15 protein-coding genes are annotated in these 16,678 nt (G+C 73.2%); 8 read left to right on the top strand and 7 right to left on the bottom strand.

The features are described from left to right. Positions 1-11 precede the first annotated feature (11 nt). The 3 genes from RE421_RS13255 to RE421_RS13245 form a co-directional block, all read right to left on the bottom strand. Positions 12-245: a DUF3107 domain-containing protein gene (locus RE421_RS13255; RefSeq protein WP_309810800.1), complete on the bottom strand. Its 234-nt coding sequence runs from the start codon at positions 243-245 to the stop codon at positions 12-14. Positions 246-412: 167 nt separating this feature from the next. Beyond that, on the bottom strand, positions 413-1,033 hold the full coding sequence (locus tag RE421_RS13250) for a TetR/AcrR family transcriptional regulator (RefSeq protein ID WP_309810798.1): 621 nt from the start codon (positions 1,031-1,033) through the stop codon (positions 413-415). Between the two features lie 68 nt (positions 1,034-1,101). Further along, positions 1,102-2,457, bottom strand: coding sequence for a glutamyl-tRNA reductase (locus tag RE421_RS13245; RefSeq protein ID WP_309810795.1), 1,356 nt, complete (start codon positions 2,455-2,457; stop codon positions 1,102-1,104). 107 nt (positions 2,458-2,564) lie between these two features. Here RE421_RS13245 and hemE point away from each other — a divergent pair, with 107 nt between their 5' ends. From hemE to RE421_RS13210, 7 genes are all read left to right on the top strand, one after another. Beyond that, positions 2,565-3,725 carry a uroporphyrinogen decarboxylase gene (gene hemE, locus RE421_RS13240; protein ID WP_396134507.1) on the top strand — a complete coding sequence of 387 codons (1,161 nt, stop codon included), beginning with the start codon at positions 2,565-2,567 and terminating at the stop codon, positions 3,723-3,725. Further along, positions 3,722-5,263 carry an FAD-dependent oxidoreductase gene (locus RE421_RS13235; RefSeq protein WP_309810789.1) on the top strand — a complete coding sequence of 514 codons (1,542 nt, stop codon included), beginning with the start codon at positions 3,722-3,724 and terminating at the stop codon, positions 5,261-5,263. Before hemE ends, RE421_RS13235 begins: the two co-directional genes overlap by 4 nt. Positions 5,264-5,340: 77 nt before the next feature. Beyond that, complete coding sequence (gene hemQ / locus RE421_RS13230) at positions 5,341-6,081, top strand: hydrogen peroxide-dependent heme synthase (RefSeq protein ID WP_309810787.1); 741 nt, start codon at positions 5,341-5,343, stop codon at positions 6,079-6,081. Next, positions 6,081-7,361: a ferrochelatase gene (locus RE421_RS13225; protein ID WP_396134506.1), complete on the top strand. Its 1,281-nt coding sequence runs from the start codon at positions 6,081-6,083 to the stop codon at positions 7,359-7,361. Before hemQ ends, RE421_RS13225 begins: the two co-directional genes overlap by 1 nt. Beyond that, positions 7,358-8,425, top strand: a complete 1,068-nt coding sequence (gene hemC / locus RE421_RS13220; protein ID WP_309810784.1) for a hydroxymethylbilane synthase — start codon at positions 7,358-7,360, stop codon at positions 8,423-8,425. The genes RE421_RS13225 and hemC overlap by 4 nt, the downstream gene beginning before the upstream one ends. 15 nt (positions 8,426-8,440) lie before the next feature. After that, the gene (locus RE421_RS13215) at positions 8,441-9,400 is read left to right on the top strand and encodes a uroporphyrinogen-III synthase (protein ID WP_309810781.1); all 960 of its coding nucleotides are present in this window, start codon (positions 8,441-8,443) and stop codon (positions 9,398-9,400) included. A 140-nt stretch (positions 9,401-9,540) separates the two neighbouring features. Continuing rightward, positions 9,541-11,277 carry a DUF222 domain-containing protein gene (locus RE421_RS13210; protein WP_309810778.1) on the top strand — a complete coding sequence of 579 codons (1,737 nt, stop codon included), beginning with the start codon at positions 9,541-9,543 and terminating at the stop codon, positions 11,275-11,277. A 77-nt stretch (positions 11,278-11,354) separates the two neighbouring features. On the opposite strand, the gene RE421_RS13205 is transcribed toward RE421_RS13210, so the two are convergent. The 4 genes from RE421_RS13205 to RE421_RS13190 are packed head-to-tail and all read right to left on the bottom strand — an operon-like array spanning position 11,355 to position 15,771. Next, complete coding sequence (locus tag RE421_RS13205) at positions 11,355-11,969, bottom strand: AAA family ATPase (RefSeq protein WP_309810774.1); 615 nt, start codon at positions 11,967-11,969, stop codon at positions 11,355-11,357. 1 nt (position 11,970) lies between these two features. Continuing rightward, positions 11,971-13,467, bottom strand: coding sequence for an MFS transporter (locus RE421_RS13200; protein WP_309810771.1), 1,497 nt, complete (start codon positions 13,465-13,467; stop codon positions 11,971-11,973). Continuing rightward, positions 13,464-14,876 (bottom strand): M20/M25/M40 family metallo-hydrolase, encoded by a 1,413-nt coding sequence (locus RE421_RS13195; protein ID WP_309810768.1) that lies wholly within the window; start codon positions 14,874-14,876, stop codon positions 13,464-13,466. Before RE421_RS13195 ends, RE421_RS13200 begins: the two co-directional genes overlap by 4 nt. Before the next feature lie 49 nt (positions 14,877-14,925). Further along, positions 14,926-15,771, bottom strand: a complete 846-nt coding sequence (locus tag RE421_RS13190) for an NYN domain-containing protein (RefSeq protein ID WP_309810766.1) — start codon at positions 15,769-15,771, stop codon at positions 14,926-14,928. Positions 15,772-15,981: 210 nt separating this feature from the next. On the opposite strand from RE421_RS13190, the gene RE421_RS13185 reads away from it, so the two are divergent. Further along, positions 15,982-16,569, top strand: coding sequence for a hypothetical protein (locus tag RE421_RS13185; RefSeq protein ID WP_309810763.1), 588 nt, complete (start codon positions 15,982-15,984; stop codon positions 16,567-16,569). Positions 16,570-16,678: the final 109 nt, after the last annotated feature.

Raw genomic sequence — 16,678 nt, 5'->3', positions numbered from 1 at the left:
AGAGGCGGGGCTCAGGAGCCGGGGGTCGGCACGAAGCCGACCGGGCGCGGGGTCTCGGTCCCGATCTCCACGTAGCCGATGATGGTGGACGGCACCAGGACCAGCCGGCCCTTGGTGTCCTTCAGGCGCAGCGGTCCGCCGTCGGCGAGGGCGTCGGTGACCAGCCGGGCCACGTCCTCGTTGCTGGCATCCGACTCGATGACGACTTCGCGGGCTACGTTCTGCACACCAATGCGGATTTCCATGCTGACTCCTTCAGGTTCGCTGGCTGATCGGGGATCCGGCTGTCCGGGGTGGCCCTGCGGCTCCGGAACCGGATCGGTTCATCCCTGAAGCAGACTATTGGATTCCCCGGTCCGTGAGGGAACGGCACCGGGACTTCGGCCACGGGCGTAACGCCGGTGCGGCTGGTTCAGCGCTCCTTGGGGAAGCGGCCGATGCCGCGCCAGGCCAGGCGGAAGGCCAGGTCCGCGGCGGTGTCCAGGGCGGGGCGGGCGGGCTCCCCGGACTGTCCCGCCCAGTGCCGTGCGGAGGCCCGCATGAGCCCGGCCAGGCCATGGCCCAGCAGCAGCGCCTCCTCGCGGGGGAGCGTGGTATCGGCGGTGATGATGGCGGCGATACCCGTGGCGAACCGGTGGTCCAGGCCCTCCATCCGCGCCGCCACCGCGGGATCGTTGTTCAGCCCCGAGTCGAAGAGGAGGCGGTAGGCGCGGTCCGGGCTGTCCACGAACTGGAAGTAGGCGCGGATGGTGGCCAGCACGCGTTCCTTGTTGTCCGGGGTGGACTCGAGGGCCGCGCTGACGGAGGACTCCAGCAGGTTGATCTGGGTGTCCATCAGGTCCAGGAAGAGCTCGTGCTTGCCCGGGAAGTGCTGGTACAGCACGGGCTTGGACACGGCGGCGGCCACGGCGATGTCATCCATCGAGGTGGCGTGGAACCCGTGCTCCACGAACACGTGGCGGGCGGCGTCCAGCAGCTGCTTGCGCCGCTCGTCGCGGGGTAGCCGGGATTGGCGCACGGGGGATGTGCTCACGGTGATCCCTTTCTGGAGTGTCCCGTCAGGTGCCGACGGTGCAGGCCACTCTACCGGCCGGTAGCTGTTCAGGCGATGCGTGCGGTGCTCGCCGGGACGCCGGTCTCGACGTCTGCCGGGCACCCCTCGCCGACGGCTGCCGGGCCGGGGGCGGAGACCTCCAGACCGAAGAGGATGTTCAGGGCGTTCTCGTACTCCTCGAGCCGGCCCTCGGCCGCCATCTCCTTCGCGCGGACCGTGGGCCCGTGCAGCATCTGGCGGACCATGCGGCGCAGCGCGAACTCCACCTCCTCCGAGGCGGCGGTGCAGCCGTGCTTGGCCCGGACCCGTTCCATCTCGGATTCGAGGACCTGCTGGGTGTGCTGGCGCAGGGCCACGATCGCCTCGTTGGCGCTGCGGGACTTGCGTTCGGTGAGGAACCCGTTCACGGCGCCGTCCACGAGGCGGGAGGCCTCCACGAGGGCGGCCTGCTGGCCCTCCGGGGCAGCCATCTTCACGGATTCCAGGGTGATGAGGTCCACGCCGGGCAGGTCGGCGATCGCGGGATCGAAGTCATGGCTGAGGGCCAGGTCCAGCACGGTCAGCCGGCCCGATGCGCCCTCGCGCAGCCGCCGCAGGGTCTCCGCCTCCAGGCGGCGGTCTCCGCCGGAGCAGCCGATGAGGACGTCGGCCTCCGCGATGGCGCCGTGGATCTTCTCCCCGCCCAGGGCCAGGGCCCAGCCGCCACGGTCGGCCACGAAGGCCTCGGCCCGGCCGGAGGCGGAGTGCACGCCGACGTTGGCGGCGCCGCGGTCGGCCAGCTGCGCCAGGGTGGTGCCGGCGTAGGAGCCGGTGCCGATGATCAGGACGTTGGCCCGTTCCCAGAACGCCCGGGCCTCGCGGGGGGACGTCCCCGCATGCAGGTCGGTCGCCAGGTCGAGGGCCACAGACACGATGGACCGGCCGGCGGCGCCGAGGGCGGTGTGGGTGCCGACGTCCTTGGCCGTGCGGGTGGCGGACTCGAAGAGCTTGACGAGGGCCCCGGTGGCGGTCCCGGTCTCCTGGGCGGTGCCCAGGGCACGGCGCACCTGGCCTGCGATCTCGCGTTCGCCGACCACGGCCGACTTCAGTCCGGAGCCGACCTCGAAGAGATGCCGCACGGCGGAGTCGCCGGAGAGCAGCTGGAAGGAGGACTCGACGGTGGTCGCGGCCAGTCCGGAACCACGGGACACGGCCTGCAGCAACTCGGCGCGGGCCTGCTCCACGGACGTCTCATCCGGGGCCTCGGCGTAGATCTCCACCCGGTTGCAGGTGGCCAGCACCACGGCGCCGTTCATCGTCGATTCGGGGATGGCAGAGGCGACCTCGCCGGTACCGTTGCTCAATTGCGCCACCGTGTCGAGGTCAAGGTCGGTGTGCGAGGCAACCAGGGAAAACAAAGCCACAATGCGCTCGATTCTAGTCCCTGCGGGCACCCCGCTCTAAGCAGGTGACCCTGAGTCCTCGGACACACGGTGCCCGGCGGGCGGCGGACGATGGGAGAATGGCGGACATGTCCGAGCCCCTACACCGCACACCGACCGGTTCCCCGACCGGCACGTCGTTGCCCGCCGAGCACCCCCTGACCACCTCCGACCCGGCGCGATCGACCGCCGCCTCCCCGCTCATCACGGCCTTCCGCGGGGGCACCCCGTCCCGGACCCCCGTGTGGTTCATGCGCCAGGCCGGCCGGTCCCTGCCGGAGTACCGGAAGGTGCGCGAGGGTATCGGCATGCTGGAGTCCTGCCTGCAGCCGGAGCTGGCCTCGGAGATCACCCTGCAGCCGGTGCGCCGCCATGACGTGGACGCGGCCATCTTCTTCTCGGACATCGTGGTCCCGCTGCGCCTGGCCGGCGTGGACGTGGACATCGTGCCCGGCACCGGTCCCGTACTCGGCTCCGCGGTGCGCACCGCGGCGGACGTGGCGGCCCTGCCCGAGCTCACCGACGAGTCCCTCGAGCCGATCCGCGAGGCCGTGCGGCTGACAGTGGCCGAGCTGGGCAGCACCCCGCTGATCGGCTTCGCCGGCGCGCCCTTCACCGTGGCCGCCTACATGGTGGAGGGCGGGCCCTCCCGGGACCACCTGGGCCCGCGCACCATGATGCACGCCGATCCCGAGACCTGGGATGCGCTGGCCACCTGGGCGGCGGATGCCGCCGGGAGGTTCCTGCGGGCCCAGCTGGAGGCCGGCGCCTCGGCAGGGCAGCTCTTCGACTCCTGGGCCGGTTCGCTGTCCCTGGCCGACTACGAGCGGTTCGTCCAGCCGCACTCGGCCCGGGCCCTGGCCCACGTCAGCGACCTCGTGGGCGGGGACGGACAGCCCGTCCCGCTCGTGCACTTCGGCACCGGCACCTCGGAGATCCTGCCGGCCATGCGCGACGCCGGTGCCTCGGTCATGGGCGTGGACTACCGCCTGCCGCTCGGTGAGGCACACCGCCGGCTGGGTGCCACGCCGGGTCCGGATGGGCGAGGCGCCGTGCCGCTGCAGGGCAACATCGACCCGGCCCTGCTGAACGCCCCGTGGGAGGTGCTGGCCGCGCACGTCCGCGAGGTGGTCCAGGCCGGCCGCACGGCCCCGGGGCACGTGGTGAACCTCGGCCACGGCGTCCCGCCGGCCACGGACGCGGAGGTGCTGACCCGGGTGGTCGAGCTGATCCACTCCCTCCGGCCGTGACCGCGGGGGCCAGCTCAGCCGTCGTCATCGGCGGCGGGATCGCCGGCCTGCTGTCCGCCTGGGAGCTGGCCCGGGCCGGGCACCGCACCACGCTCGTGGAGGCCACGGGCGCCCTCGGCGGCTGCGTCGCGCCTCGTCGGGTCGCGTTGCCGGCGGGGCAGTCCATCACCCTGGACGCCGGCGCCGAGTCCTTCGCCGTCCGTACCCCGGCCGTCCGCGGGCTGATCGACGAGCTGGGACTCGCGCAGGCCGTCGTCGAGCCGAATCCCGCGGGCTCCTGGCTGTACCTGCCGCCGGAGGAGCCCGGGGGCCGGCACCGCGCCGTACCGTCCCCCCGGCTGGGGATCGTGGGGATCCCCGGGGACCTGGACGCGCCCGAGGTCGCCGAGGCCCTCGGGCCCGAGGCCCTCGCCCGCGCCCGGCAGGACCTGGACCCGGCGCGGCCCGTGGAGCGCTGGCGGCGGGCCCTGTACGACGGCGGCCCGGTCACCGTGGGCGCCCTCGTGCGGGACCGGATGGGGGACGGGGTGCTCGCCGGGCTCGTGGCCCCCGTGGTCGCTGGCGTGCACTCGGCCGACCCGGACACCGTGGACCTGCGGACCGTCGCGCCCGGCCTGCTCGAGGCCCTCGTCGAGGCCGGGTCGCTGTCCCGGGCGGTGGCCGCCCGCCGGTCGGCCGCGCCGCCGGGGGCCGTCGTCGCCTCCCTGTGCGGCGGTATGAACACCCTGACGGCCGCGCTGGCCGCTGAGCTGGCACACCGGGGCGTGCCGGTGTTCACCGGCACCCGGGCGCAGGCCCTGGACCGGGACCTGGAGGGTCGCGGCTGGACCGTGAGGCTGACGCGGCCGGAGCGGCCGGGGGCCGGGGCCGGCGAGCCCGTGACCGTGACGGCCGACCGCGTGGTGGTGGCCACGGACGGGCCCCGGGCCTGGGACCTCCTGGCACCCGTGTCCCGGGGCGCGCTGACCGCAGCCGACCGGCCTCCGGAGGGGGCCGGCGTCGCGCTCGTGACCCTCGTGGCCGACGCCGCGGGACTGGATGCGAATCCGCGGGGCACCGGGCTGCTGGTGTCGCCGTCCGTGGCGGGCGAGGTGGTGGGGGCCAAGGCCCTGACCCACCTCAGCGCCAAGTGGGACTGGGTGCGGCGCGCACTCGCCGCCGGGCCGGCGGGCCACCGTCACGCGCTGCGGTTGTCCTACGGCCGCGTGAGCGACGCCCCGGACTCCGCGGCGCCGGGCTTCCGGACGCCAGACGCCGACCTGCGGCGGATGGCCGTGGCGGACGCCGCCGCACTGACCGGCGTCAACCACGCTGATCTGGCCGGCGGGTTGATCGAGGCGTCCGTGGTGCGCTGGCGCTCCGCCCTGCCCGCGGCCACCCCGGAACACCGGGCCCGGGTGGGCGCCGCGCGGGACTGGCTGGAGTCCGAGCCCGGCCTGGACGTCGTCGGCGCCTGGGTGGCCGGGACCGGGCTGGCGGCCGTCGTGGCCGACGTCCGGCACCGGATCGGCGGGACGCCCGGCCGTCAACGGGGGTAGGCTGAGACTGCTCGTTCTACCGCTTGTAGAAACCGGCGGTGGGCACCGATAGACGTGACTTCACAGGAGTTGTGACGATGACCGAGAATCAGGCCGCAGAGACCGGCGCCACCGGAACCGACGGCGCGGGGGAGGACCGGGCCACCGAGTGGTTCACCACCTATACCGTCTTCGCGCGGAACGGCGGCAACGGTTCCGGCGCGCGCACGGAGACCGAGCGCCGGCGGGCGGTGGAGCAGTTCGACGCCCTGGTGGCCTCGCTGGCCGAGCAGGGCGTGACCGTGCGCGGCACCTATGACGTCTCCGGCATGCGCGCCGATGCGGACATCATGGTGTGGATGTACGGCCACGTGGCCGAGGACCTGCAGGCCGCCATCCGCCGCCTGCGCCGCAGCGAGCTGCTGGCCGGCACCACGATCGTCCTTTCCGCCATGGGCTCGGACCGGATGGCCGAGTTCGCCAAGGACCACGTCCCCGCGTTCGCCATGGGCCGCAAGCCGCTGAAGTGGCTGTGCTTCTACCCCTTCGTCCGCTCCTACGACTGGTACCTGCTGGAGCCCGCCGAGCGCGGCCGCATGCTCAAGGACCACGGCATGCTCGGGCGCGAGTTCCCCATGGTGTGGGCCAACACCACGAGCGCCTTCGCCCTGAACGACTGGGAGTGGCTGCTGGGCCTCGAGGCCCCGGAGCTGAACAACCTGGTGGACATGATGCGTCACCTGCGCAACAACGAGACCCGCCTGCACGTGCGCGAAGAGGTGCCCTTCTACACGGGCCGCCACATCACCACCGCCGAGATCGCCGAGGTGCTGGCCTGATGAGCGCGAGCACCCCGGCCTCCTCCGGCCCGGCACCGTCCCACGACCCGCTGGCGGGCGTCGACGAGCACGGGACCATGGCCCCGAAGGCCTACGACGCCCTGTTGCTCGCCTCCTTCGGCGGGCCTGAGGGCCAGGACGACGTGATCCCGTTCCTGCGCAACGTCACCGCCGGCCGCGGCATCCCGGACGAGCGCCTCGAGGAGGTGGCCACCCACTACCGCGCCAACGGCGGCGTCAGCCCGATCAACGCCCAGAACCGCGCCCTGATGGCCGCCCTGGAGGCCGAACTGGCGGCCCGCGGCATCGAGATCCCGCTCTACTGGGGCAACCGCAACTGGGCCCCGTACATCCCCGAGACGCTCGAGCAGATCCATGCGGACGGTCACCGGAGGCTGCTGACCGTGGCCACCTCGGCCTACTCCAGCTACTCCTCCTGCCGGCAGTACCGCGAGGACCTGGGCATGGCCCTGCGCTCCACCGGCCTGGAGGGCCGGCTCGAGGCGGACAAGATCCGGCAGTACTTCAACCACCCCGGCTTCGTGGAGCCCTTCGCCGAGGGACTGCGCGCCGGTCTGGCCGAGATCCGCGCCGAGCTGGCCGGAGCGGGCAACCCCGAGGGACGCCTGCACGTCTTCTTCGCCACGCACTCCATCCCGACCTCGGACGCCGAGGCCGCCGGGCCCCGCCCGCTGGCCGCCGAGTTGCAGGAGCAGACCGGGCTGGCCCCGGGCGAGGGCAACGGCGCGGATGTCTACTCGGCCCAGCACCTGGACGTGGCCGAGCAGATCCTCCAGCTCGTCCCCGAGGCCGCCGGCGTCGACTGGTCGCTCGTGTACCAGTCCCGCTCCGGCGCCCCGCACGTGCCCTGGCTCGAGCCGGACATCAACGACGCGATCGAGGAGCTCGTCGCCGAGACCCGGACGGAGGGGAACGACGGCGGCGCGCTCGCCGGGGTGGTCGTGGTGCCCCTGGGCTTCGTCTCCGACCACATGGAGGTCGTGTGGGACCTGGACACGGAGGCCAAGGAGACGGCCGAGAACCTCGGCCTGGCCTTCCGCCGCACCCCGACGCCGGGGACCCACCCCGCGTTCATCTCCGGGCTCGTGGACATCGTCGAGGAGCGCCTGGGCCGCCGTCCGGGGCGGGCCGCGGTCGGCTGCTTCGGCGCCTGGAACGACGTCTGCGCGCCGAACTGCTGCGTCAAGGTGATGCGGGACGGCACCGTCCGTCCGACGGTCGCGGCCTTCGACGCGGAGGTGGGTGCTCCCACCCGATGAGAACCACCTTCACCGTGGGCACCCGCGGCTCCCACCTGGCCCGCACGCAGACCACCGGCGCCGCCGAGGCCCTCGCGGCGGCCTCCGGACTGGAGCCGCTGCTGGAGATCATCCGCACCGAGGGGGACGTGACCACCGGGTCCCTGGCCTCCCTCGGCGGCACCGGGGTCTTCGCCTCGGCCCTGCGCGCCGCCGTGCTGGACTCCCGGGTGGACCTGGCCGTGCACTCGCTCAAGGACCTGCCCTCCGCGCAGCCCGACTGCCTGGAGATCGCCGCCGTGCCCGCCCGCGTGGACGTGCGGGATGCCCTGTGCGCCCGCGACGGGCTGCGGCTGTCCGAGCTGCCCGCCGGCGCGAAGGTCGGCACCGGCTCCCCGCGTCGCGTGGCCCAGCTCAAGGCCGTGCGGCCGGACCTGCAGATCGTGGACATCCGCGGCAACGTGCAGACCCGGCTGGCCCGCGTCCCGGGACTGGAACAGCACGACGACCACGCGCCCGCCGCCGCCGGGTCCCCCCGCGGGGACCTGGACGCCGTGGTCCTGGCCTGTGCCGGGCTGGACCGCATCGGCTACGACTGGGCCATCACCGAACGCCTCGCCCCCACCGTGATGATGCCCGCCCCGGGACAGGGGGCCCTCGCCGTGGAGTGCCGCCCCGAGACCGCGGCCGCGGGGGATGCGCTGGCGCAGGCCCTGGCCGGGTACGACGACGCCGTCACGCGACTCCAGGTCACCGCGGAGCGGGCCCTGCTCGAGCGCCTCGAGGCAGGCTGCGCCGCCCCGATCGGCGCCCTGGCCCGCGTGGAACGGGAGCCGGAGGCTGAGCCCGGGTCTGAGAAGGCAGCCGGGTCTGGGGGTGGCCGGCTGGTCCTGGACGCCGTCGTGGCCGCCCAGGACGGCAGCCGACTGCTGCGGGAGCACGCCGGCGCGGACCTGCCGGCCGTGCGGGTGCGGTTGGAGGACGGCGCCGCCGACGCCGAGACGCTGGGCGTGGCCCGGCAGCTGGGCATCCGCGTGGCCGAGGCGCTGCTGGACGGCGGCGCGGACCTGTTCCCCGCCACCTGAGCATGGCACCTGCAGATGGCGGCTGAGTCGCACGACGTGGCCCGGCCCGGCGTGCGCACCGTCGTGATGACCCGGCAGCCGGAGCAGTCCGGCGCGGTGGAGGCCGGGCTCGCCGCGGCCGGCCACCGGGTGGCGTACCTGCCCCTGACGGACTTCGAGTTGCCGGAGGACACCGGCCCGCTGCGGGCGGCGGTGGCCCGCCTGTGCGGTCGCCCCGCCTCACCACCCACTCGGCAGCCCACCCTCGATCCCGAGCCCGACGGCGGCGCCCCCGCGGGTTCCCGCGCCGACGCCGGCGTCGGCTGGCTGGTGCTCACCAGCCCCAACTCCGTGCGCGCCCTCATGCTCCTCGGCTGGGACGGACGGGTGGACCCCGGGGTCCGCATCGCGGTGACGGGGCCGGGGACCGCCCGGGTCCTGACCGCGGCAGGGTACGCCGGCACACCATGGATGCCCGGCTCAGACGCCTCCGCCGCCGGGATCCTGGAGCAGTTCCCGCACCCCGGCGGAACCGCGGCGCGGACGGTGCTGCTGCCGCAGTCGTCACTGGCCACGGACGAGGTGGCAGCCGGGCTGGCCGCGCGCGGCTGGGACGTCGAGCGGATCGAGGCCTACCGGACCGTGCCCTACCCGGCGGAGTCCGGGCGGCGGCTGCTGGCCGGCGCTGGGGACCACGGGGGCGGGCGAGCCGTGCTGGGCACAGCGGCCGGGGCGATGGAGCCGCGCCCCGCCCTGGTGACGGCCGAGGACCTGGCGGGGGCCGACGTCGTGCTGACGAGCCCCAGCGCGGTGGCTGAACTGGTCCGCCGCCGCGGCACCGCCCGCCCGGAGGGCACGCGGTTCCTGGCCATCGGCCTGCCCACGGCCCGGGCCGCCCGCGCCGCCGGGCTGACGCTGGCGGGGACGGCGCAGAGCCCGGACGCGGCGGGGCTACTGGCCGTGCTCACTGCTCCTTCGACAACTCAGTTCCCCTAGACAGCTCAGTTCGTCTGGTTCCTCGGGGACAGGCTGTCTGTTCCCGGTCGATCTTCCATCGGCGGGGTGACCTTCCTCAGGATCCACAGGGTGGGTTGGGGGTCTTTACGGTGTCCGAGTGAACGACTAAAGTAGTACACATGTTCGAAGACTCGGTGCGGGAAGACGGTGGCGCGGCGGATCTGCTCGCGTGCGTCTCCGTGCTGTCGGCCCTGCCGGTGCCGGTTTCGGAGGCCGAGGCGGTGGACCGGATCCGGTCGTTGGAGGAGCTCAAGGCGGCGTGTGCGGCGGCGCAGGCTCGGACCACGGCGGCCCTGCACGGGCTGAGGACCGAGGCCGAGGCGCAGCAGGGTGTGCCGGTCCGGGACCGTGGCCGCGGGCTGGCCGCGGAGGTGGCGTTGGCGCGTCGGGAGTCGCCGAATACGGGGTCCCGGGACCTGGGCCTGGCGCGGGCTCTGTGTGAGGAGATGCCGCATACGCTGGCTGCCTTGACGCGGGGGGCGATCTCGGAGTGGAAGGCGACCATCATGTGCCGGGAGACCGCGTGGCTTCCGGTTCAGGACCGGCGTGAGGTGGATGAGCTGATGGCGGATTGTCTGGAGGAGTTGGGGGTCAAGAAGCTGGCCGGGGTGGCCCGGGCCCACGCCCAGCGGTTGGACCAGGCCTCCGCGGTGGCGCAGATGGACCGGTCCGTGCGGGAGCGGCGGGTCTCGGTGCGGCCGGCCTCTGGTGGGATGGCGTATCTGACGGCGCTGTTGCCGATGGCCCAGGCCGTGGGGTGCCTCGGGCGGCTGAAGAAGTCCGCGGCGACCACGGTCGGCACGGGAGACCGCGCGGAGCGGACGCAGGACCAGGTCATGGCCGACCTCCTCGTGGAACGCCTCACCGGACAGGCCCATGCCGAGGACGTGCCGGTGGAGATCCACCTCGTTATGACCGACCGCTCCCTCTGGGGCACCGCCGACACCGACACGACTCCGGTCCCCGCAGCAGAGGACCTTGCAGCCCAGGCCCCGGCAGCGGCAGGTCCGGCTCCCCATGACCCAGCAGACCGGGTCCCAGCAGAAGGGCCGGCTCTCCATGGCCCAGCAGAGCAAGCCCCGGCAGCCGAGAACCCAGGTGACCTGGGCCCGGCAGCAGATGAGCCGGCAGGCCTGAGCCCGGCGGAGGCGTCGCTGACCCCGGCATGGCTGGTCGGGCACGGGCCGATTCCGGCTGAGGTGGCCCGGAGGGTCATCTCGGATTCTGAGGCGGAGGTCTTCATCCGCCGCCTGTACACCGAGCCGGCCTCCGGACAGCTCGTGGCCATGGATTCGACGCGCCGCACCTTCAGCGGAGCCCTGCGCCAACTGATCCTGGTCCGGGATGACACCTGCCGTACCCCCTACTGCGATGCCCCGGTCAAGCACGTCGACCACGTCATCCCATACCGGGCTGGCGGGCCCACCAGCGCCTCGAACGGCGCCGGGCTGTGCGCGCGGTGCAACTACAGCAAGGAGAACCCGGACTGGTCCCATGCTGTGGAGGGTGATGCTGTGGAGGGTGACCGGTTGGCGGTCACCACGCCCACGGGCCACCGGTACACGGTGCGGAACGGCCCGCTCGTGGCGGGAGCACCACCGGGGAGCCCGCCCGGTCGCCCGACCACGCCATCAACCGCCCGGCCACCCGACGTATCGACGAATCCGCCACATCACGTGTCACAGGACGCGCGGGCCCACCCTGTGCTCGGCCATCTCACCTACTGGCCGGCCAACAGCCTCCTCGAGCAGGGAATGATCCAGCTGCTGATGACCGCTGCCGTGGCGCGACGATCCGTCCCGGACGCCGTGACTTCCTCCACACCCGGTGTCACCCTGCACTCTGGCCAGTTCTAGGAGAATGTCCCCCTCGGCACGAACAGCCATGCGGAGCAGCAGGGTAGCGACTATGGTGATGAGGCTGGTGCCGACGATCAGCACGAGAACCCCGAAGAGTCCTGGCCTGGCGATGAGCGGTCGCCGGGCGAGCCGACGGCCTGCCGCAGGGGGCCCGCCAGCCACCGCTCGACCTCGGCGGGGGAGCGCAGGCGGACGATCGGCAGATCCGGGAGCTCGGCGGCGAGGGCGGGGATCTTTAGAAGGTACTTGCGGCGACCCGTGACCGCGTAGCGGACCACATGGTCCCGATCCCGCAGCATGGTCCACAGGGGCGGCTCGACGTTCCCGTTCCACAGCACCTCCCTCCGCCGGCGCCGGCGGAGGGTGCGCCGCAGCAGCCGGGGCAGGGTGACGCGGGCGAAGGGCAGGTCGAGCCAGACGAGCAGGTCGGCCCGCCCGGCCAGCAGCTGCCGGACCTGGCTGTACTGCCACTCGGTGACCCAGCGGTCGGAGGCGGCCAGGGCCCGTGCATCGGCCGCGAAGTCCGGACGCGGCACCCAGCCGGATCCATGGTGCAGGGCGTCGATCTCGGTGTGGGGGATCTGCGCGAGGGAGGCGATCCGACCGGCGAGGGTGGTCTTCCCGGAACCGGACACCCCCGCCACCAGCACGCGCCGCGGGCGCCCGGGAAGCCGGTCGCCGGGGCCCAAGCTAGGCAAAGGCCCGCTTCGGCACGAACAGCAGCAGGACGGCGGAGGCCAGCCCCGTCACCGAGCAGACGACCCACACCGTGACGTAGCCGGAGAACGAGCCGGCCGTGCCGGCCTCGGCCAGCCCGGACGCCGCCGGCTCCGGGGCGCCGGCGAACGCCGTGGTGGCCAGGGCGAGCCCGAAGATGCAGGAGGCCACGGCGCCGCCGACCGTCTTGACCGAGTTCGTCAGGCCCGTGGCCACGCCCGTCTGCTCCCGCGGGGCGGCGGCGGCCGCGGCGGCGGGCAGCGAGGCCACCAGGGCACCGGAGCCGAGGCCGACCACCACCATGTTCGTGATCACCTGCCCGATGGTCGCGTGGAACGGCAGGAACAGGGCGAAGCCCACGGCCACGCTCAGCGAGGCGAACACCAGGGCCATCCGCGGGGTGCTCACGCGGGAGACCGGCGGCACCAGCACGGCGCCGGCCACCATGGCGATGAGGTACACGCCGATGATGATCGAGGTCTGGAAGCCCGTGGTCCCGAGCCCGTAGCCGTAGACCTCCGGGTCCGTGCGGGCGAAGGTGGACAGGGGCGCCTGGGCGCCGAGCACGGAGACGCCGAACAGGCCGGCGGTGGCGAAGACGGGCCAGAGGGCGGGGTCAGCGAACATGCGCACGTCGATCAGGGGATCCGGGTGGTTCCGCTCTACGCGGGCGAAGCGGACCAGGCACCACGCCCCGGCCAGCAGCATCGCCACCGCCAGCCAGAGGCCCGGACGGTCCGGGGCGAGCCCGGTCCCGCGGATCACGAAGAGCGCGCCCATGACGAGCACGAGTGCCGCGGTCACCCACGCCAGCCCGGCGAGGTCGAAGCCCCGGCGGTGCAGGTTGGACAGGGAAGCCCCGGGGGTCTCCTCCACGCCGAGGATGATGGCCACGAGGCACAGCCCCACCACCACGGCCGGCACTGCCAGCACGGCCTGCACGTCCATGGTGTCCACGAGGGCCCCGGCAGCCAGGGCTCCGGCGATGGCCCCGACTTCCAGTGCCCCCACCAGCAGCGCGGCGGCCCGCCGGGTCACGTCGGCCGAATCCGGCCGGTCCGCGCTGCGCACGTAGACGAGGGCGATCTCCAGCGGCAGCCACACCACGTAGAAGCCCTGCAGCGCCCACGCCAGCAGGAACACCCAGAAGACCGGGGCCACCACGAGGGCGATCGAGGCGGCGAGGGTCACGGACGTGGACCAGACCAGCACCCGGCGGTGACCCACCTGGTCGCCGAGCTTGGACAGCGCGGGGACCACGAGGGCGGAGAGCATGAGCTGGGATCCCTCGAGCCAGTTCACGTCCGCGTCATTCACCCCGAGGTGGCGGGCGATGTCCGTCAGCAGCGGGGCGTAGTAGCCCTGCAGCACCCCGGAGGTGAACTCCACGAAGGCGAGGAATCCCACGATCGAGGCCAGGCCGCCGAAGAGCAGGGCGCCGCCTTGCCGGCGTCGCACCAGGGACCTCACGGCCGGCTCCAGGAGCCGCCGCGGCCCGTGATGAGCTCCCGCTGGAAGCGTTCACCGCGGGTCAAGGACTCCACCGAGACCCATTCGTCCTCCCCGTGGATCGAGGCCCGCTGGGCCTGGTCCATCCGCAGCGGGGCGAACCGGTAGACGTGCCGGCACCAGGCGTGGAAGTGCCGGGAGTCCGTGGCGGCCATCAGCAGGTACGGCACCGGGGCCGTGCCCGGCCAGGAGATCCCGACGGCGGCGCCCAGGGCCGCGAACCGGTCGTCCTCCGCGGGGGACTCGGGGGAGGGGTCCTGCCCGTGGATCAGCTCGACCTCCACCTGCGGGTCGGCCACGCGCCGCCTGATGCCCTCCACCACGTCCTGGACGCTCTGCCCTGGGACGATCCGGCAGTCCAGGACGGCGCGGGCGGAGGACGGCAGCACGTTGTTCGCGGTGCCGGCCGCCAACCGGGTCTGGGCCACGGTGGTCCGCACCATCGCCGCCGCCTCGCCGCCCAGGACCCCGAGCGCGCGGGCCGCCACGGTCCCGGAGCGGGTGATCCAGGGCAGCGCGCGTCCCGCGGCACCCGAGGCGAGGGGGGCCAGGGCGGCGAGCATGGCCGCCGTCGTGCCGTTCATCCGGGCCGGGAAGGGCCGCCGCTCCACCCGGCGCAGGGCGCGCGCCAGCCGGGGGACCGGGGAGCCGGGCGGCGGGTACGAGGCGTGGCCGCCGGCGCCGGTGACCGTGAGGCGTAGCTGGGCCTGGCCCTTCTCCGCCAGCCCGATCATGGCGCAGGTGGCGTCCACCACGGGCAGAGGGGAGGGGACCACGGCGCCGCCCTCGTCCAGCACGAGCCAGGGCTCGGTGCCCTGGGACCGCAGGCGCTCCCGGAGCAGCTCCGAGAGGGCCGCGGCGTTGCCTCCGCCCACCTCCTCGTCCCCGCCGAACACGAGCCAGACGTCGTGGTCCGGAGTGAATCCGGCGGCCAGGAGGTTCTCCACCGCCTCCGCCACGGCGACCAGCGCGCCCTTGTCATCCAGGGCGCCGCGACCACGCACGGCCGGGCCGCCGGCGAGGGTGACCTCGGCGCCGGCGAAGGGGTCGGCGGCCCAGCCGGCGTCGGCCCACTCCTTCTCGGTCTCAGGCGCGGGGACCACATCCCAGTGGGCCATGAGGACCAGCGGGTCGAGGGGGCTGGCGCCCCGCCACCGGAACAGCAGTCCGGTGCCGTCCACGGTCTCGCGGACCAGGTGGCGGTGCAGGAGCGGATAGAGCCGTTCCAGGTGTCCGGGGAACGCGGCGAAGGCCTCGGCGACGTCGGCCCGGTCCGGTTCCCCGTGCCAGGCGGACACCGTGCGGCACCGGATCAACTCGGCCAGGCGCGCACCGGCGCCCGGGCGGGCAGTGACGGGGGATACAGGCATGCCGATCAGGGTATCCCGAAAGTACCGGCGGGTAGCCGGCCCGGGGCGATCACATCCGGTTCCGGCCCTGCTTGAGGCGGACCTGCATGCGGGAATCGGCCGTGCGGTGTTCCAGGTAGGGCTGTTCGGAAACCAGGGTGCTCAGCTTCTGATGCCCGAAGTCCCGGGGGTCGAAGTCCACGTGGGCGCGGCTCAGGTGCTGGCCGACGCGGCTCAGGGAGGCCCAGCCGTCGTCAGCGCTGGTGGCGTTGATGGCCTTGGCCAGGGCGCTCTCCAGGTTGATCCGCGCGCGGTCCTCATCCAGTGCATCAGGGACCTCTGGTGTATCGAGGACGTCAGGGGCGTCGGCCGCGCCGTCGGCGGCATCGGTGTCGTTGTCGTTGGCGGCCCCGCCCCGGCGGCCCCGGCGGGTGGCCCGCCGGGATGGGGCGGTGTCCTCCTCCGGGGCGCCCCCGAGCAGCTCGAGGTAGATGAACTGGTCCACGGCGTTGCGCAGGGACTCCGGGGTCTTGCGCTCGCCGAGGCCGATGACGCGCTTGCCGGACTCGCGCAGCCGGGTGGCCAGGCGAGTGAAGTCCGAGTCCGAGGAGACGATCGCGAAGGCCTCCACGTTGCCCATCCACAGCAGGTCCATGGCGTCGATGATCAGGGCCGAGTCCGTGGAGTTCTTCCCCACCGTGTAGGAGAACTGCTGGGTGGGCTGGATGGCCAGCCGGTTCAGCTCGTTCTTCCAGCCGCTGAGCTGGTTGGTGGTCCAGTCCCCGTAGGCCCGCTTGATGGTCGGGGTGCCGTAGGTGGCCAGCTCCTCCAGCACCGCGCCGGCGTGGGTGGGGGAGACGTTGTCACAGTCGATCAGCACGGCGATCCGGGTGGTGGCGCTGGAGGTTTCGGTCATGGACTCACCGTACCGGGATCCTGGGTGTCGGATGCCGTGCGCTCACCGGATGGGTCAACCGGGACGCCGTCCGCGAGCTGTGCTCATGTCACCCTGCCGCGAGCGGGAATGTCCGGTGGGGGTTCCTTCTGCGGGACGCCTTATTCTGTGGCAGTGGACCTGCCGGTGGGAGCCCCATCCGCGGCGTGATCATTCGATGGTCTCCTGGAGATGACTGTTCCGGCATGGCTGCAACGCGCGCCCACCCGCGGCGACGGGCGGTGGACCCATCTGGCCGCGGCCGTCGCTTCGGGGGAAGTACTCCTGCACGGTTCACCGACGCCGGGATTAACTGCCCTGGAGCCACGCGCGCCCATCGACCACAGCCTCGATCTCTACAGCAAGCAGACGGCGGTCTTCGCCACCGAGGACCCCACCTGGGCCATCTCCTACGCCATTCGGTCGGCGCGCTGCCGACGGTTCCTCAACACCTGCTTCTACCCAGGCCCTTTCCCCGGCGATTGGTCGCAGCGACGGATCTTCCTGTCCTATGCCGCCACGACGGATGGTCTGGCCCCGACCGAGAGCGGCGTCGTCTACGTCTTGTCCAGCGCCGCTTTCACCCGCATGCCCAGTTACCACGACCCTGTGCTCGGGCAGATCACCGAATGCCAATGGGTCAGCACCGGGACTGTGCCCGTCGTGGCTGAGGTACCCGTGGCGCCCGAAAACCTCCCGAGCCGTCCCCTGCTGCACGACTTCGACTCGGTGACCCGGCGCGTAGCCACAGACCCCGCCGGATTCCCGTGGCTGTCCTGAAGTGAACTGCCGAGATCAGTGGCCAGGTCCTCGCAGAGCCTGACGGCGGCTCACGCTCAGTCCAGCCTGTTCCTGCCCGTCTGAGGATCACCCACCGGTGCGGCATAGA

This window comes from Citricoccus sp. I39-566 (assembly GCF_031432995.1).
Taxonomy (GTDB): Bacteria; Actinomycetota; Actinomycetes; order Actinomycetales; family Micrococcaceae; genus Citricoccus; species Citricoccus nitrophenolicus_A.
The sequence above is the reverse complement of the archived record's forward strand: the minus strand, read 5'-3'. Positions and strand labels throughout refer to the sequence as shown.